The organism is Candidatus Sulfotelmatobacter sp. (genome assembly GCA_036500765.1).
GTDB lineage: Bacteria > Acidobacteriota > Terriglobia > Terriglobales > Acidobacteriaceae > Sulfotelmatobacter.
The window spans coordinates 151960-169136 of record DASYBM010000016.1 but is presented as its reverse complement, the minus strand read 5'-3'; the positions used below and the strand labels follow the sequence as shown (position 1 = coordinate 169136).

Annotated in this window: 15 protein-coding genes; all 15 read right to left on the bottom strand. The window is 57.8% G+C overall.

The genetic code is table 11. The annotated features are described in order from the left end of the window. Positions 1–172: 172 nt before the first annotated feature. Positions 173–1681, bottom strand: coding sequence for an amino acid permease (locus VGM18_17820; GenBank protein ID HEY3974869.1), 1509 nt, complete (start codon positions 1679–1681; stop codon positions 173–175). Positions 1682–1692: 11 nt separating this feature from the next. Beyond that, positions 1693–3180, bottom strand: coding sequence for an amino acid permease (locus VGM18_17815; protein ID HEY3974868.1), 1488 nt, complete (start codon positions 3178–3180; stop codon positions 1693–1695). A gap of 222 nt (positions 3181–3402) precedes the next feature. Continuing rightward, the gene (gene thiE, locus VGM18_17810) at positions 3403–4068 is read right to left on the bottom strand and encodes a thiamine phosphate synthase (protein ID HEY3974867.1); all 666 of its coding nucleotides are present in this window, start codon (positions 4066–4068) and stop codon (positions 3403–3405) included. Between the two features lie 6 nt (positions 4069–4074). Continuing rightward, on the bottom strand, positions 4075–4677 hold the full coding sequence (locus VGM18_17805) for a hypothetical protein (GenBank protein ID HEY3974866.1): 603 nt from the start codon (positions 4675–4677) through the stop codon (positions 4075–4077). Between the two features lie 106 nt (positions 4678–4783). After that, positions 4784–5146 (bottom strand): hypothetical protein, encoded by a 363-nt coding sequence (locus VGM18_17800; protein HEY3974865.1) that lies wholly within the window; start codon positions 5144–5146, stop codon positions 4784–4786. Positions 5147–5408: 262 nt separating this feature from the next. Next, entirely contained in the window at positions 5409–6761 is a 1353-nt protein-coding gene (gene accC / locus VGM18_17795) for an acetyl-CoA carboxylase biotin carboxylase subunit (GenBank protein ID HEY3974864.1), read from the bottom strand. A gap of 211 nt (positions 6762–6972) precedes the next feature. Next, positions 6973–7467, bottom strand: coding sequence for an acetyl-CoA carboxylase biotin carboxyl carrier protein (gene accB / locus VGM18_17790; protein ID HEY3974863.1), 495 nt, complete (start codon positions 7465–7467; stop codon positions 6973–6975). A 158-nt stretch (positions 7468–7625) separates the two neighbouring features. Next, positions 7626–8726: a Xaa-Pro peptidase family protein gene (locus VGM18_17785; GenBank protein ID HEY3974862.1), complete on the bottom strand. Its 1101-nt coding sequence runs from the start codon at positions 8724–8726 to the stop codon at positions 7626–7628. Positions 8727–8739: 13 nt separating this feature from the next. After that, entirely contained in the window at positions 8740–10125 is a 1386-nt protein-coding gene (locus VGM18_17780; GenBank protein HEY3974861.1) for a hypothetical protein, read from the bottom strand. A gap of 171 nt (positions 10126–10296) precedes the next feature. Beyond that, positions 10297–12456: a type IV pilus secretin PilQ gene (gene pilQ / locus VGM18_17775; protein HEY3974860.1), complete on the bottom strand. Its 2160-nt coding sequence runs from the start codon at positions 12454–12456 to the stop codon at positions 10297–10299. Between the two features lie 99 nt (positions 12457–12555). Then, entirely contained in the window at positions 12556–13776 is a 1221-nt protein-coding gene (locus VGM18_17770; GenBank protein HEY3974859.1) for an AMIN domain-containing protein, read from the bottom strand. Positions 13777–13784: 8 nt separating this feature from the next. Continuing rightward, positions 13785–14426 (bottom strand): type 4a pilus biogenesis protein PilO, encoded by a 642-nt coding sequence (pilO, locus tag VGM18_17765; protein ID HEY3974858.1) that lies wholly within the window; start codon positions 14424–14426, stop codon positions 13785–13787. 20 nt (positions 14427–14446) lie between these two features. After that, positions 14447–15040, bottom strand: a complete 594-nt coding sequence (locus tag VGM18_17760) for a PilN domain-containing protein (protein HEY3974857.1) — start codon at positions 15038–15040, stop codon at positions 14447–14449. Continuing rightward, positions 15037–16128 carry a type IV pilus assembly protein PilM gene (pilM, locus tag VGM18_17755; protein HEY3974856.1) on the bottom strand — a complete coding sequence of 364 codons (1092 nt, stop codon included), beginning with the start codon at positions 16126–16128 and terminating at the stop codon, positions 15037–15039. Before pilM ends, VGM18_17760 begins: the two co-directional genes overlap by 4 nt. 80 nt (positions 16129–16208) lie before the next feature. Next, on the bottom strand, positions 16209–16445 hold the full coding sequence (locus VGM18_17750) for a helix-turn-helix domain-containing protein (GenBank protein HEY3974855.1): 237 nt from the start codon (positions 16443–16445) through the stop codon (positions 16209–16211). Positions 16446–17177 lie beyond the last annotated feature (732 nt).

Here is a 17177-nt window from a genome sequence, read left to right as displayed (position 1 = left end):
GGTCGTCGGTCGTTAGTCGTTGGTCGTTAGCCGTTCGCGGAACTTATCCTTTCGGGATTGTTGCCGACGACTAACGACTAACGACTAGCGACCAACGACTACCCGCCAACGACCGATCTTAAAACAAAATGGCCCTCCGCGGCGGGGCGGAGGGCCTCGGGAAATTATCCGATCATGCTTTTGGGCCGGACGCTGATTGCAGTGCCTGCACCTTGCTGTGTTTGCGCCCGTAGCTGAAGTAAATTGCGAGCCCAATTATCAACCAGACCACCAACCTGATCTGCGTGGCAGGAGAAAGAAAAACGATCAGCGCCCCCGAGAAAAGAATGGACAGAATCGGAACCAGCGGCACCATGGGAGTTCGGAAGGGCCGGTTGAGTTCGGGATGCGTCCTGCGCATCACCCACACGCCGGCACTGACCAGCACGAAGGCGAGCAGGGTGCCCACACTGGTCATCTCGTCTAGCACGCTAAGAGGAATCACCGTGGCCAGAATGGCAACAAAAACCCCCACGACGATGGAACTCAGATAGGGCGTCCGAAATTTAGGGTGAATCTTGCCGGCCCAGGGCCAGAGCAAACCGTCACGCGACATGGAGTAGAACACGCGCGACTGCCCGAGCAACATCACCAGCATCACGGTGGCCAGGCCGCCAAGAGCGCCGATTTCAACTAGAAACGTCGCCCATTGCTGCCCGGTTACGCGGATGCCGACGACAACCGGGTCCGGAACATTGAGTTGACCGTAAGGCACGATATGAGTCAGCAGGCCAGAAACTAAAATGTAGAGAACAGTACAAATGACCAGCGATCCCAAAATGCCCAGAGGCATATCCTTCTTCGGGTTCTTAGCCTCCTGTGCGGCGGTAGAAACAGCGTCGAACCCGATATATGCGAAGAAGACGACTCCTGCCCCGCGTAAAATTCCCGACCATCCGAAGTGTCCCCACTCGCCGGTATTGGCCGGAATAAAAGGATGCCAGTAGTTGGGCTTCCATGCATGTGAGAACAAGAATGCCGCGGCCAGAACGATAAACATGCACACCACAGCTACTTTCATAATTACCACGGCAGTAGTGAAGTTCGCCGACTCTTTGATCCCGATCACCAGGATTGTGGTGATGACCATGATGACGATGAAGCCGACATAGTCATATTTCAGATGCACAGGCGTCCCGAAGAGCATGAAATCCGAAGTAGGAAATGGAGGCAGGTTCCAGCCGATATCGTGCAGAAATGCCCGCAGATGTCCGCTCCAACCGACCGCTACTGTGGCTGCCCCAAAGGCATATTCCAGGATCAGATCCCAGCCGATGATCCAGGCGACGAGTTCCCCCAGAGTGGCGTAGGAATAGGTGTAGGCGCTGCCCGCGATCGGAATCATCGAGGCAAACTCGGCATAACAGAGCCCCGCGAATGCGCAGGCAATCCCCGCCAGCACAAACGAAATCACAAGCGCTGGTCCGGCGAACTGAGCGGCCGCCTGACCGGTAATCACAAAAATACCTGCCCCAATGATCGCGCCGATGCCGAGTGTTAGCAGATTCAACGGCCCCAGGGCGCGTCGAAGGCTTTGTTCGCCTTCGACTTCAACCGCCTCTTTCATCAAAGTGGGCAGGTCTTTTCTCGCGAACAGATTCGCCATGCTCCGTTTCTCCTTGGTTTCGCTGACAGTCGGCATCCTAAACTCCTTCACGATGATGTCGGGGCTGCTCCCACACGCGCATTGCGCGACCACGCATAGTACACCGGAATCCCCAACAGCACCACGATCAGCCCCGGCCAGGTGAATTGTGGTTTGTAGCGCAATAGTACGACATCGATGAATAAAGCCATCACAATATAAACGATGGGCAGCACCGGATAACCGAATGCCCGGTAAGGCCGGGACGCGTCCGGGCGCGTGCGCCGCAACACGAACAGCCCCACAATCGTCAGAATGTAAAAGACCAGCACGGCGAAAATGATGTAGTCGAGAAGCTGCCCGTAGCTGCCCGAAACACAGAGCAGGCAAGCCCAGACCATCTGTACCATCAGCGAAACCGCGGGCGTCTTATAAGTAGGATGCAGCTTCGCCACGTTGCGGAAGAACAGGCCATCTTTCGCCATGGCGTAATACACGCGCGCGCCGGAGAGAATGAGCCCGTTCGCGCAGCCGAATCCGGAAATCATGATCGCCGCCGCCATCAGCAGTCCGCCGGCCGCGCCGAACATCTGGGTCATAACAGCCGTGCCGACGCGATCTTCGGCAGCGTATTTAATGCCGCGCTCAAGAATCGTCGCGGCCCCCGGCGTTCCATCCAGCGGCAGAGCGCTCAGATAAATAAAGTTGCAGGCGATGTAGAGTGCGATCACAACGCCAGTGCCCAGAGCCAGCGATAGCGGCAGGTTGCGGCTGGGATTCTTTACTTCCCCGGCGGTGAACGTCACATTATTCCAGGCATCGGCCGAGAACAGCGAACCGACCTGCGCAACGGCCAGCACCGTCAGCGTGCTCACGAAAATACCGGCGCCAATGTCATGCTGCGCGCCCAGCCCTGCGTTACGCCAGAAATGGCCGAAATTCGCAGCCACGGCTTGCGGATTGCGTCCCAGCAAGAAACCGAATACGGCCAGCCCCAACAGCGCCGAAACTTTGGCGGCGGTGAAAACATTCTGAATCGCCGCACCCGTCTTCACTCCAAAGATGTTTACGATCGAAAGAAAAATTACGAGCAGAATTGCCATCAGATTCTGGGTATTGATGCCGACATCCATATTGCCCAGCACCATTGGACCCAGATGAATCGGCGGAACTTTCCAGATATGCCAAATCCAGTTGGTAGAAGAAATCGAGGGAACGAATACGCCCAGAAATTTGCCAAACGCCACGCCGACGGCGGCGATGGTCCCGGTCTGAATCACCAGAAATAAAGTCCAGCCGTAGAGAAATCCCCACAGCGGCCCCAGCGCCTCGCGCAGATAAACGTATTGGCCGCCGGCTCGCGGCATCATGGCCGCCAGCTCGCCATAGCTGAGCGCGGCCACAATCGTCATGAATCCGGCGACAGCCCACGCCCCGATCAGCAATCCCGGTGAATCGACTTCACGGCCAATTTCAGCCGACACGATGAAGATGCCCGACCCGATCATCGACCCCATGACCAGCATGGTGGCGCTGGTCAGGCCCAGCCCCTGCACCAGTTCTTTATCCTGATGACTGTGTATGTCCCAGTCGCTGCCTTTGGGCGGCTGCGTTGTCGATGTACTCAGGGCTCCTCCGTGAATTCGTCGTCGGTCGTCGTCCAGTGGTCGTCGGTCGTCGGTCGCTGGTCGTCGGTCGATCGCGGTTCGGCAACGCTGATAGCGTTGGGTTTTAGCTAACGACCAACGACCGACGACGAATTTCCAAGTCTGAGAACTCTACCTCAGAATGCGGAAAAATTCCTCTGCTGATTTTCGCGGCTCCTGTAATAGGTCAGATATCACCGCCACCGAATCGGCCCCAGCTTCAATCACAGAGGCCGCGTTCGCCCGCGTAATCCCCCCAATCGCCACCAGCGGCTTGCGGGTTAGGGATCGCGCCCGGCGCACGCCTTCGAGGCCCACAACGGGATCGGGCCTTTCTTTGCTCGAAGTCGCGAACACGGGCCCAATCGCCAGATAGTCGGCTGAGGTCAGATCGGCCTCACGCAATTGCTCGGGATTGTGGGTGGAAACTCCCAGCCAGCGCTCAGTCCCGATAATCCCGCGCACCGTCTCCGGAGACAAATCCTCCTGCCCGACGTGCACGCCGTCGAAATCGGCGGCTAGGCACAAGTCGGCCCGGTCATTCATGATCAGCCGCACCGAATCCTGGGTGCCCCATCCTAACGCCGCGTCTTTTGCGGTGTTAGGGTGGGTGCCGCCTAAGTGTTCCCTCAATTCCCGTGCCTGCTCCAGCATCACCCGAGCGTTGCCGGATTTGTTGCGATATTGCAACAGAGTCACGCCGGCGGAACGCAACTCGACTGCCGCATTAAACAAGGTTTCGGCGCTAGGAAAGCAAGCCGCATCGAGAATGGGATACAAGCGGGGAATCTGCACCATGCGTTGCTAGCTCTGCTGGCGCGACAACTCGCAGATCCAGTTGACCTCCCAGCTCTTGCCGCCATCGGGCGAGAATGACTGCTCCATGCGTGAGGAATTGGAAGAAATATCGAGCCAGACGTAGCGCACCAGTATGGTGCGGCCTTTGAAATTCTCCTGATGGAAAAACTCGCCGCGCTTGCCGTTAAATCCACCCACGACGGGAGGCGTGTCAAGCGTTCCGTTATCGAGATCGACGAGATAGATGCTCCACTGCCGCGTCGCTGGATTGTAGAGACGGAGCGTCTGCGCCTTGATGTGGAGCTTCTTCTCGGGGCTGGTTACCTCGAACTGCTCGAAGTTCGCGTTGCTGTCGAGAAGTTTGTGGTGGTTCGAAATACCATCGTACACGTCCCACTTATCGGAGTGGTTGAGCCGGTCTGGAAGCCGGCGGACATGCGCCTTCCAGTCGCCGATGAGGAAGTCGAAATCATGAGAACCATCGCGCTGCGGCAGGAGCGCAGGATTGTCGGTGGTCTGGGCGGAAAGCGGGCCATAGAAAGTTACTCCAAGAAAGAGCGCTGCGAGAAGAAAGAGCGCTGCGAGAACCACGAGGGCACTGCGTTTCATGACCGGGAACGTCCTTTCAGATAATCAGATGCGCCGAGGACGTTTTCGTTAGCAAGGGCAGTGCCTAATCCCTTTGAGAACGTCGTGGAAAAGGAAGGTGAGATTTTTACTTCGCGTCCCTGATCTGCCATAAGACCAGGTCCACTTTCTTCAGATCGGTGATGTCGGCCCACGGAAAAGATCTCTTGAATTTTTCGCAAATCATCAACCCTTCGGCACTCTTTATCAGCGCAACGTAGTTATCGCAGAGCTGGTCGTACACAACTATGCAACCGACGCAACGACGCTCCCGATCCTTGCCGGAAGGCAAACGCAGTCCGAAGTTGCTGAGAACGAATTCGTCGATTACCGGCTTGTCTGGGTGCAGCGTCGCTACGAGCTTACTCGCAAACGAAGCCTCGACTCTCGATGTTCGCTCTAGCAGTGTACACAGACCGTTAGGGAACGTGATTCCAGTCCCCTTGCTCATTTCTAGCAATGTGTAAAAGTGCAGTTGCCACGCATCGTTCCTCCGAACCTTATAGAAACCGTTGAATTTATTTTGAAATGAACGGTCTCTGCTCACGTCGCGTCCGTGGATGTTTTCCTGTATCCAGCAATATCGTTTAAGCCCAGTCTCGATTTTGGAGAGAGCGCCGTCGATTCTTGACTCCGTTAGCTGAACCACCCGACCCTCCATTCGCCAACTTCTAGGCGTTGATTCGGACCAGTGCGAGAGATCCTGCCTACACTCACTTCCCGTTCTTCGCCAGAAATCGCTCAATAAATCCGGTATCAATCTTCCCCGCGCGGAAATCTTCGTCCGCCAGAATCTTGCGGTGCAGCGGGATCGTCGTATAAATGCCCTCGACAATAAACATCTCCAGCGCCCGCGACATGCGCGAAATCGCTTCGCTGCGGTCTTTGCCGCGGACGACCAACTTCGCGATCAGCGAATCGTAATATGGCGGGATCACGCCCTCGGCATAAGCGGCTGTGTCGACGCGCACTCCAGTCCCGCCCGGAGGATGGAATGCGGTAATCTTTCCCGCGGACGGCGTGAATTTCTCGGGATGCTCGGCGTTGATGCGGCACTCGATGGCGTGTCCGCGGTGAACGATCGGCCCCTGCAGCACCTCGCTCATGTGCGCGCCCGCCGCGATCATGATCTGGCTCTTCACCAGATCGACGTCGGTCACCATCTCCGTCACGGGATGCTCGACCTGAATGCGGGTGTTCATCTCGATGAAGTGCAGGCGCTTGTCTTTGTCCATCAGGAACTCAATGGTGCCGGCGTTGCTGTAGCCAATCGCCGCCAGCGACTTGCATAGGACCTCGCCAATCTCATCGCGCAACTGCGGCGTCACCTGAGTCGACGGCGATTCCTCCAGCAACTTCTGGTGGCGGCGCTGGATCGAGCACTCGCGTTCGCCCAGGCTCACCACGTTGCCATGCTCGTCGGCCAACACCTGAAACTCGATGTGCCGGGGATGCTCGACGTATTTCTCCATGTAGAGATCGCCGTTGCCAAACGCGCCCGCGGCTTCGGCCTGCGCCGCTTTGAACAGGCCTGGCAGTTCCTCTTCGTTGCGGACGATGCGCATGCCGCGCCCGCCGCCCCCGGCTGACGCTTTCACGATCACCGGGAAGCCGACCTGCCGCGCCCACTCGATCGCCTCGCCGTCCGACGCGATAATCCCGTCGGAGCCGGGCAGAATCGGCACGCCTGCCTGCTTCATCGCGGTGCGGGCTTTTTCTTTCTCGCCCATCAGCCGCATCACTTCTGGCTGCGGGCCGATGAACTTAATGCCGCTGGTCTCGCACACTTCGGCGAAGTTGGCGTTCTCCGCCAGCAGTCCGTAGCCGGGATGGATCGCCTCCACGTTGGCAATCTCCGCCGCACTGATCACCGCTGGAATATTCAGATAGCTCAGCGCAAGCTGCGGCGGACCGATACAAATTGCCTCATCGGCAAAGCGCACCGGCAGCGAGTTGCGGTCGGCCTCGCTATAAATCGCAACCGTGCGGATGCCCAGCTCCTTGCACGCGCAAATCACCCGCAGTGCAATCTCTCCGCGGTTAGCAATGAGGATTTTCTTGAACATGTTAAAAATCAGCTATCAGCCGTCAGCTCTCAGCTTCTTGCACAGCACGAAATGAAACACGTGGCGACGGACGCATTCGTCCGCCCGCGGCGGAATCGTAATGGGCCCGGACGAATGCGTCCGGGGCTACGTGTTTGTTTGGGTCGGCCGCAGCCTGTGCTTCTGTAAACGCAAAAAGGCGCGCAACTTGCGCGCCCGGAATCCCCCAGCCTCACTTCTTCGGCCTTACGACGAACAGTTCCTGCCCATATTCAATCGGCTGCCCGTTCACTGCCAGCTTCTTAACGATCTCCCCGGCAACGTCCGACTCGATCTCGTTCAGCAGCTTCATAGCTTCGACGATGCAAAGAACCTGTCCCACTTCTACCTGATCTCCGGCCTTTACAAACGGAGGCGCACCCGGTGAGGGGGCTTCGTAGAAGGTCCCCACGATGGGAGACTTCACCATGTGAAGGTTTTCCTCCGGTGCAGGCGCCGCCGGAGCCGCCGCTGCCGTGGGAGCAACTATAGGTACAGCGCCTAGTTCAGGCGCTGCTGCCGGGGCCGCGGGCACGGCGTAAAACCGCGGCTCTCCATGCTCGTGGACAACCGTGCGATCTCCGGCGCGCTTGATCCGGACCTTGACATCGCCGCGCTCCAACTCGAACTCGGCAATGTCCTTCTCGATTAAGAACTCGATGAGTTCTTTCAGCTCTTTTTGATTCATTCGTGTAAGGTAGGACCGTCCGCCACTTGCCGTCATCGAAACGCCGCACGACGTCCTGACCCGGCAGGACAACAATGCGCAAAGAAACCGGGGCGTCTTCCTGCCCGGCTGTACGGTACGCATTCAAAGTACGGCGCTGCAAAAAAAAACTAAGAAGGCTAAACCGCCAGAAAATCCTTGCTCGTCGGCGTCATCACTTCACAACCGCCGGTCGTGACCGCCACCATGTCCTCGATCCTGACGCCCCATTTGCCGGGGAAGTATACTCCGGGCTCGATGGTGATGACCATCCCAGGCTGCAGAATCTCGCGCTGGCCATCCGCGACTCTCGGCGCCTCATGAATCTCTAGCCCAACTCCATGCCCGGTCGAGTGCGTGAAATAGCGCCCTAACCCGGCTTTCCGGAGTACCCTACGAGCCGCCGCATCGACCTCGCCGACGGTAACTCCCGGCCCTACGGCATCAATCGCCGCCTGCTGGGCCTCCCGGACCACCTCATATGCCTCGTGGGCATCCTCTGGCGCATTATTCTTCCCAGAGCCAGCCCACACAGTACGAGTCTGATCGGAACAGTAACCTGAAAGTATAACACCGAAGTCGCAGACTACGAACCCGCCCGCCGCAATCGTCTGATCGGACGCGCGCCCGTGCGGCAGGGCCGATCTCGCTCCCGAAGCGATGATAGTTGGGAAAGACATTGCTTCCGCCCCGGCACGCCGCGCCGAATATTCCATCTCGCCCGCAACCTCGGTCTCTTTCACTCCCGGACGCATTACTTCCAGTGCGCGGTCGAATAACTTTGCCCCTAACCGTACCGCCTCCCGGATTTTTTCTAACTCGTCGGCGTCCTTAATCTTACGGAGCCGTTCGACAATCGAGGACGCATCCTTGAGCGTTACGCCCGACGGCCGAAGCTCGGCCAAGCGCTTCTTCTCCGCAATGGTGAAGTGCTCAGCCTCAATTCCAACCGCCCAACCCCGGGCGCGCTTCCGCCGAGTCCTCAGAAAATCTGCCAGCGCCGGTAACACCGATTTGCGCGCAATCACCACCTTCGAGGCCTTGACCTCTTCATGCGCCTGTGTGTCATAGCGAACGTCGGTAAAAAAAACGCTGCCTGCCTCTTCCACCAGCAAAAAGCCGGCGCTGCCGGTAAAGCCGCAAAGATATCGGATGTTAGGAAGATGGCTGATCAGGAGTGCATCGAATCGGGTGGTAGCGATATGCTGCCGCAATTTCTTCTGGCGCGCTGAATAGTCCATTCGGTGCAGTGTATCAGCGGGTGTGTCCGGCTGTGGGGGCGCTCGGAGCGATTGCAAGGGGAATTGTCTCACCTTCCTCAATATATCGTTGAATATCCCGGGCGGCATCAGGGCCGACATAGGCACTGAAATGTTCGGAGAGGAACCTAGTCGTAAGCACTAATTCCCTGCTCTGCGCCTGGTGCAACAGGTTCAGCATGGCATCGTCCAACGATTGTTTCCCTTTACTTCGTTCTTGGATCAGAAAGTTCCAGCGCTGTGCCAGGAAGTTGCCCCGCAGGTATGCGAGCCGCTGGAAATCGTCGTCGCTGAAGAATCGATCCTGGACTTCGCTGCCTTTGGCATGCAACACGCGCGAAGCTTTATACTCGCGATAGGCCGTGTCTACATCATTCGCATAATCTTCCGCGCTAATCAACCCGGCCCTTAGAAGCAGCGTTCTCGCGTAATAGTCAGTAAACCCTTCCGTGAACCAGAATGGATTTTCGCCATGGATTTCTCCCAGCTTTCCTGGGTTCCAGGTGTGGAACATCTCGTGCGCCAACAGAAACTTAGTTTGAAAATCAAGACGCGTGCCTTCGCCCATGAACAGCGCGAACGAGTCTTCCAAGGCCGTTCCGCCATAGTTGCCGGGGGCATCATCGCTAGGCAGCAAGGTCAGTACATAGTTCGCTGCGCCCGGATCATGCCAGAACGACCGCTCGCCAGTAAGAATTCTGCGAACCAGGTCCACAAGTTGGCCATCTGTAAAATCCCACTGGCCCCTCGTTGCGACGAAGACAGTCTTGCCTTCCAAATCCAACTTATTAAGGCGAATGGCCCCACCCGCAAATAGCCCGTTCGACAACTTGATTAGGTATGTCTTTGAAAATTGACAAGAGAAGTCTCCCGAGAAGCTGTCCACGACCTTCCAAGCGGGAGGCATGTTTTTCCACTCAACGAAAAGAGGAATTTCCTCGTCCTCTGGCAAGGCTGGATAAACCAGAAAGTTCCGTCCCGCCACCTGAAAATAGGACTGATCCAGCATCACTCGAAGGTAGGATGAGGCGTTGATCTTGCCCGCCCAATCCTTCGTCACGCGATATCTGAGCCGCACGATCTGACCAGGTTGAAAAGTCAGCCGTCTCTGCCAGGCTTTTTCCACGACCTGAATCGTTGTTCCGGGGGATAACGCCTCCAGGTTGCTAATGGCCCTGTAGAGTTCTTTCTGTCCCTGCCATTCCGAAGGCAAATTCAACTCAGTAGTCTTGGTCGAGGTGAGCCGGAAACTGACCAAAACCTCGAGCGAAAGAGAACCGTCCACGAGCTTGGGCTCGATGGTGTAGGCAAGGAACGGCCCCGCTTTCGGCAATGTGGCGCAGTCAGCGACGGCCGGAACACTGAGAGCTAGGCCGAGCAAGGGCAGAATGAAGAAGAGTCTCACGTCGATGTTTCCTACAAAGTGTCCACATTAATGTAGCAGGACGAAAGGTGGCAGGACGAAGCCTGACACCCTCAAAACAAAACCGCCGACCTGACAGTTTCTTCAGGCCGGCGGCTTCAATCTTCGAACTCGCTGCTAGTTTCGACGCTATGTCTGAATGATGCGCGGCGTGATGAAGAAAATCAGCTCCTGGTTCGAGGTGTTGACCTGCGTGTGCTTGAACAGGTTGCCGAGGTACGGAATGTTGCCGAGCAATGGCACCTGCGAGATGTTGATCGAGTTCTGCGTCTGGATGACGCCGCCGATCACCACCGTGCCGCCATCGGTCACCAGCACCTGCGTGGTAGCCTGCTGCGTGATTAATTCCGGGTTGCCCTGCACTTCCTGGCCGAAGTTGGGCGTGGTGTTTTCCACGTCCACGTTGAGGAAGATGGTGTTTTCCGAAGTGATCTGCGGAGTCACCGTCAAGCGCAGGAAAGCGTCGACGTAGGTCACCGTCGGAGGACCACCCAACTGCGCCTGCGTCACGATTGGCACGCGCACGCCCTGCTTGACTAGCGCTTGAATATTGTTCTGGGTAACAACTCGCGGACGGGAAAGCACCTTTAGCAATCCGCGAGATTCAGCCAGCGAGAGCACCGCGTCAATCCGAATGTTGTTGCTGGCGTTCACAAAACTTAAACCGCTCGAAGGCGAAGTCGATCCCAGGTTCGAGAATAGAGGAATCGACGATCCTGTGGAGCTGCCGCCGGTCCCGGGCACTGTGATGTAGCCGGGGGTAAGTCCGCCAACCGTGGTGGGCGACGACCCAACCGCCTGGTTGCCACCGATCGCGCTGTGTCCGTTGCCCCAGCCAAAGCCGAGCTGCGTACCGATGTCGCGGGCAAACTGCCGGGTCGCGGCCACTACGCGAGCTTCAATCTCGACTTCCTGCGTCTTGCGATCCAATTGCGTCAGCAGGCGGTCGATGATCGGAAGCGTCTTCGGAATGTCGTTGACAATCACGGCGTTGGTGCGATCGTCGGCCACCACATCGCCGCGCTGCGAGAGGAATTTCTTGACCGTAATGATTACATCCTTGGCCTTGGCGTAGCTCAGGAAACGCGTGACCGAAACTTTTTCTACGGCCAGCATTTCGGAATCGATCTGCGCCCGGCGGCCATCGGCCTCTCTCTTCAGTGTTTCGACCGTGGCGATGCGCAGGACGTTGCCCTCCAGTTCACGCGCCAGGTCGTTGTTCTTCAATACGATGTCGAGCGCCTGATCCCACGGCACATCGTCGAGCACCACCGTCAGCGTGCCGTGAACGTTCGGATCGAGCACCACGTTCAGACCGCTGATTTCGTGAATCAGACGGAAGAAGTCTTTCAGGTCGACATCTTTCAGGTTGACCGAGATCGGCTCACCCGTGTACTTCGGGCCGGCGACGGCAGGTTGCTGTCCGGCCATGGATTTTTGCTCCGCGGCCAGATTCACGGCGGGTGTAATTCCCTGGCTCTGCGCCTGGGCTGCGTGCTCACTTACGGGCAGCAGTTCCACAGCAGTCTTATCGGAAAACCGCGCAGCCGCTTCCTGGGCGCGAACCGTCGGTTCATCGGCGGCTACGGTCTTGACGTCATTGTTAGAATCCTTCGCAACTTCGCTCGCAACGTCGTTGGCAGGCTGACTCTTGGCCTGATACGAAGGCTCGACTACCACAAAGTCGGTGGGAGTCGCATTCGGAGCCGCCAGCTTCGGCGCGAGCGCGGTCTCAGCCTTGGGAGCGGAAGGCGATTCCATCACGCGCGGCGCGAAGGGCGACATCTCCTTACTGGGCGCGCTGGCAGCAACCGTCTTTGTCCCGGCGGTCTCTGTCTCGGCGGTCTTTGTCTCGACAGCTTTCGCTTCCGCGGCAGTCTTCGCCTCGGCGTTGGCATGCAGGGTCAGAACCAGCTTGCCTGCGGGACCCGGCGTTAACTCATAGGTGCAAGCCTGGGTGAGATCGACGACGACGCGAGTGGTGGGATGCAACTGGCCATCCATGCCAATGCGCACGCTCTTGACCCCGGCAGCGCCCACGGCGATGCGACTCTGCCCGGTCGCCATTACGGTCTCCGGCAGATCCACCACCACGCGAGCGGGCGAGTCCACCGTGCTGAGCTTCGGCGTCAGCGTGCCGGTGGTGCTCATCACAACCCGGATGTCGTCCGTGCTTCGGACTACGTTGACTCGATCGAGCTGGCTCGGTGTCTGCGCTGCCGCAGCCACCACCCCCATCAAAATGAAGACCAGCAACGATACGAACATGGTCAGTTGTTGCTTTCGCATTTCGCCTCTCCCCACCCGCGGGCCTGGCCCGCGTGTCCTTCTCAAGATCCGATTTCGGCGCCCCGTTCCCGTTTCGCCGTCTTGCCTGATCTTCCTAAACTAGACTGCCGGAGTGAAGATTCTCTTCACCACTTCCCGCGTGAATGGCTTGCCCAGCTTGTCCTGAATCGTCTCCTGGAACACCACCGAATCACCCGTAATCTTCACCACATATCCGTTGAACACGGGATCGTTTTCCCGCAAAAAATAAGCCTTGTTCAGATTGTTGGTCACTACGGCGATGAAGCCGCTGTCGGATTTCACCACGCCCCGCAGATTGATTCCGCCAATCTCCAGGCACTTCTTGCCCGTCGAACAACCGGATCCGTTGGTCTGCACCACCGGACTGAAGAACGGATCGCGCTTCCCGTTCATCGCCCACTTCTTATCTTCAGGCTTGGCCTTGGCAAGGCTCGGGCTTTTGGCCGCGGCCGAAGGCGCGTCCAGAACCGGAGCTGCAGTCTTTATTGTTGCCGCTGTCGTCGCAGTCTTGGCGGCCTGTTTCGTCTCCATCTTGGGAACCTCGGCTACTAGCTTCGAGGCCGGCATCTTGGCCACCGCAACCTTGGCGGGCACGATGACTGGCTTCGCCGCTGGAGTCTTTGCTACGAGGACCTTCGCGGGCGCCGCAGCTGGTTTCGCCGCCGGAGCTGGAGCTTTCACCGCCGGAGCTGGAGCATTCTTGGCCACGGCCGACGCACCTTCGGTATGCAAGATTAGAATCAGTTTGCCGGCAGAGCCCGGAGTCAACTCATACGCCAGCTGCTTCTCCAGATCGACCACCACGCTTGTCGTCGGAGGAGTCTTGCCGTCCATGCCGATGCGGACACCCTTCACTCCGCCGCTGCCGACAGGAATCTTGTTCTGCGCGCTGGCCACGATCGTGTCTGGCAGTTCGACCAGTAAACGCGCGGGCGAAGTCAGTTTCGTCACGTTCGGCGTCACCGCCTGGCTGGAACTGATTTCGATCTGGAAGCCGTCTGCGCCGGGAGCCACGTGCACTCCTTGCAACTGGTTGTGGGAAGCAGATGCCGGCTTCGCTCCCGGAATCGCCGCAGGTTTCACCGCGGAAGCCGGAGCCCCCGGCGCCGGCTTCGTCGCCGCCGGAACTGGGGCGGCTTTCGGAGCCGGGCTGGCTGGGTTCTGTTGAAGCGCTTTCGCCGTTCTGCGCGCGTTATCGATGGCATCCGCGTTCTGCGCCACAGCCTGCGTGGCCGCCGAACCGCTCACCATCATTGCCACTGCCAAAATGCCTGTCGTTAATTGGATCGTCAGCTTCATAGTCATCCCTACTTCGCTCCAGGCGTTCCCGGTTTGGTCCCGGCGCCTGCCGCTGAAGGTGTCAAATCGTGACTGAAGTATGTCGTTGCCGTGAAACTCGCGATGATGCTTTCGTTGGGCGCGTACTGGTAGGTGCGTTTGGTTTTCGCCCCGCTCGGATTCCTGGTCGTCGAAACCAGCAGCCCGCTGATATTGACGATGCGCTCCAGCTTGCTCACCCGGTCAAAAAAATTCAGCGCCGAATAGTAGGGCCCGTCGAGCTCAAGATCGAAGGGCACTTCGGTGTAATACTGCTGCGAATGCGTGTCCTTGGCCGAATAGCGTCGCAGTTCCACACCCGCCTTCTGGGCCTCGGCGCCCATCATGGTGATGAAACCGTCCACCTGTTTGTCGTCAGGGACAATGCGCTGCTCGATTTCCAGTTGCTGTTTGAGCTCGGCTAATTGTTGCTCCATCTGCTTTAGCTTCGGCCGGTAGGACTCGAGCTCGTTGTTTTCCCGGATCTTGTCTTCCAAGGCATGTTGCGCGGCCGTATTCTTGTCGTTCTGGCTCTTGAACAGGGTGAAGTACAATGCCGCCGTCACCACCGCTCCGCCAAGAACTACGACTCCCCACTGCTTGATGCCCGACAGTTCGCTAAAATTCGCCATAGGTCCGCCTCTTGAAATGCTTAGGACTTCCCCTTCTCGCAGGTCAGCGTGAACTGAAACGCCTGCATGTCTTTGATCTGGTCGTCCTGATAGGTTTCCTTGATCTCGACACTTTTGAAGAATCCGGTCTTTTGCAGGTTCGCGATCAGATTCGCGACCGCGTCCGTGCTCAGCGCCATTCCTTCCAGGTTCACGCTCGAACCCGAGTCGTCCATCTTGCTCAGCCACACCGCTTCGGTGTTATTGACGGTTTCGCCCAGCATAGCCAGAAGGTCGACCGGACCGGTCTGGTTGTGGCGCAATCCGTCGATCACATCCACCCGGCGCTTGTAGTTGTTGGCTTGCGTCTGGCGTTCGAGGAAGCGCGCCTTCACGTCGGCCAGTTCCCGATTCTTCTGCTCGGCCACCTTCATGTGCGCTTCGATCGCCTTTGACTGGTGATCCAGCCGATACCAGTAGCTCAGGTTGAATAACCCCGCCACTACCACCACCGCCAGAATCTTCAGCTTGGGCGATCCCATATCGCCCATTTCCATCGATGGCATTGACGGACCGCCGCCGCCACCGCGCTTGTTCTTTCCCTTGGAATTTTCGAGCAGGTTGATTTTGATCATAGCGATTCAAAGCTCCTCAGGGCCAAGCCCACCGCCACTGCCATCTGACCCGGATTCTGCTCCACCAGTTCCGCTCCGTGTCCTTCGACCGGAGGGGTCACGCGCTGGAACGGATTCAACAATTCCACCGGCATCGAGAACTCCTGCCGCAACGCTTCCACCAGGCCCGGCACCTTCGACGATCCGCCCGCCAGATAGATTTTTTCGATGTGCTCGCCGGCCGCGCTGGCCCGGAAGAAATCGAAGGTCTTCTGAATTTCCAGCACGATGATTTCTGTTACCTGTTGCAGGATCGGCTGCTTCGCGTCCTCGCTTACCGTGCCCACCTTGTTGCCCAGTTTGAGCGACTCGGCGTCTTCAAAGCTCAGGTCCAGTTCCTTCTGCAGTGAGTCCGTGTACTGGTGTCCGCCCACGCTGACGTCGCGCGGGAACAGCGGCGTCGTACCCTTCACGATGTTGATGTTCATCACGCTAGCGCCCAGGTTCAACAACGCGACGACTTGTCCCGGAGCCGGCTGGTAGTTGTACTCGTAGCAGTTCTGCAACGCCAGCGCGTCGATGTCCACAATAGCGGGCGTGCGGCCCGACATCGAGAGTACGTTGGTGTAGTTCAGAATCTTGTCCTTCTTCACCGCGACCAGCAGAACGTCCATCTGCGGACTGCCCACTTCGTCGCTGAGAATCTGATAGTCGAGACTCACATCGGAAAGATCGAAGGGAATGTGCTGCGCCGCTTCTTTCTCGATGGTCTCGGCCAGTTCCTGGTCGCTCATCGAAGGCAGCGAGATCTTTTTCACGATCACCGAGTGCCCGCTCACCGCGGTGGCGACGGCTTTGGTTTTGATCGCGTTGTCGAGGAACAGCTTTGAAATCGCGCTCGAAACCGTGCCCGAGTCTACGATCATCGAATCGACCACGATGTCGGAAGACAGCGGCTCCAGCCCGAGGTGCGCCACTTCGATCTGCCCACCCTTTTTCTTGAGCTCCACCGCCTTAATGCTCGAGGATCCCACATCCAGGCCAACAATCGACTTCGATCCCATTCCAAACATGTGCCCACCTTTGTAGCGCCGGCGTCCCGTCGGCACTCTTTTTTGTAGCGCCGGCGACCCGCCGGCTGTCCCGAGGGCGTCCTCGCCCTCGGCCTTTCCTTGCTACCGCTATCCGGTTACTGCGACCCGGCCGCTTTCGATGACGCCTTCGCTTTTCGTTTCGGCTGCGGTTCCATTTCGCTCGATTGCTCTTCCATCCACTGGTCCAGCCGCGATTTCTTGAAGCGCCAGCGGTTGCCCAACTTGAATGCCGGAATCTTCTGCTCGCCGACGTACTTGTAAAGCGTGTCCGGACTCACGCCCAGATATTGCGACGCTTGCCGGATATTCATCACTTCTCGCGAGTCGGCCATATTCCCTTTACCTTTGCCACCACAATCATTGCCCGCTCCGCTATTCATCGGCCCGCGGACTTTCTTCAGGAGACTGCCTCGCCCTCAATTGCCTCTCCGAGGGCTTTCGGTGTTCCGAGCATATCTCAGGCCGGAAAAACCCCGCCTCGAAGCGAATCTCCGCGTTTCTTTGGGTTTTTGGCCTGTTTTCTGGAGTTCAGGAAGGAAGGGACTGGAAGGTAAATCTGTATATAGTGGTATGGCGGATTAACTACACTATTAGGAGTGGTTTTCGTTGAGGCGTTGCCCGGTCACCGCAAGACCGGTAACTGAAGTACTACGCACGGTACGGAGGTACTATGTCGCTCGCACAACTAAAAGTATTTTAAGGAGTTATCGTGTCGCTTTTCCGAGCCCTGCATTCCTGCGCAACGACCCAGAAGTCCGTTCGCCGCGACGCAAGCAGGGTACGTCCCGTCTGTCCCCCACGGTTCCGTCTGTCCCCCACGGTTCCTGTCCCCCACGGTTCCTGCCTTGACGGGAAACGTGGAGGGGGTAACTTGGCCAACTGAGAACTATTGGTGACTGGTGCAATCATGATTTCTCGGCCGAATCTCTCGAGAACCGCCATGGATGAGTTGTCACGGAGTGTAACCAGGCTTCTTCTGGTTGGAACCCTTGCGGTGCAATTTGCGGCGGCGCAGGCAGAAAAAGTCGCTTATTCGTTTAAGAGCGGACCTGACGGGGTGTATC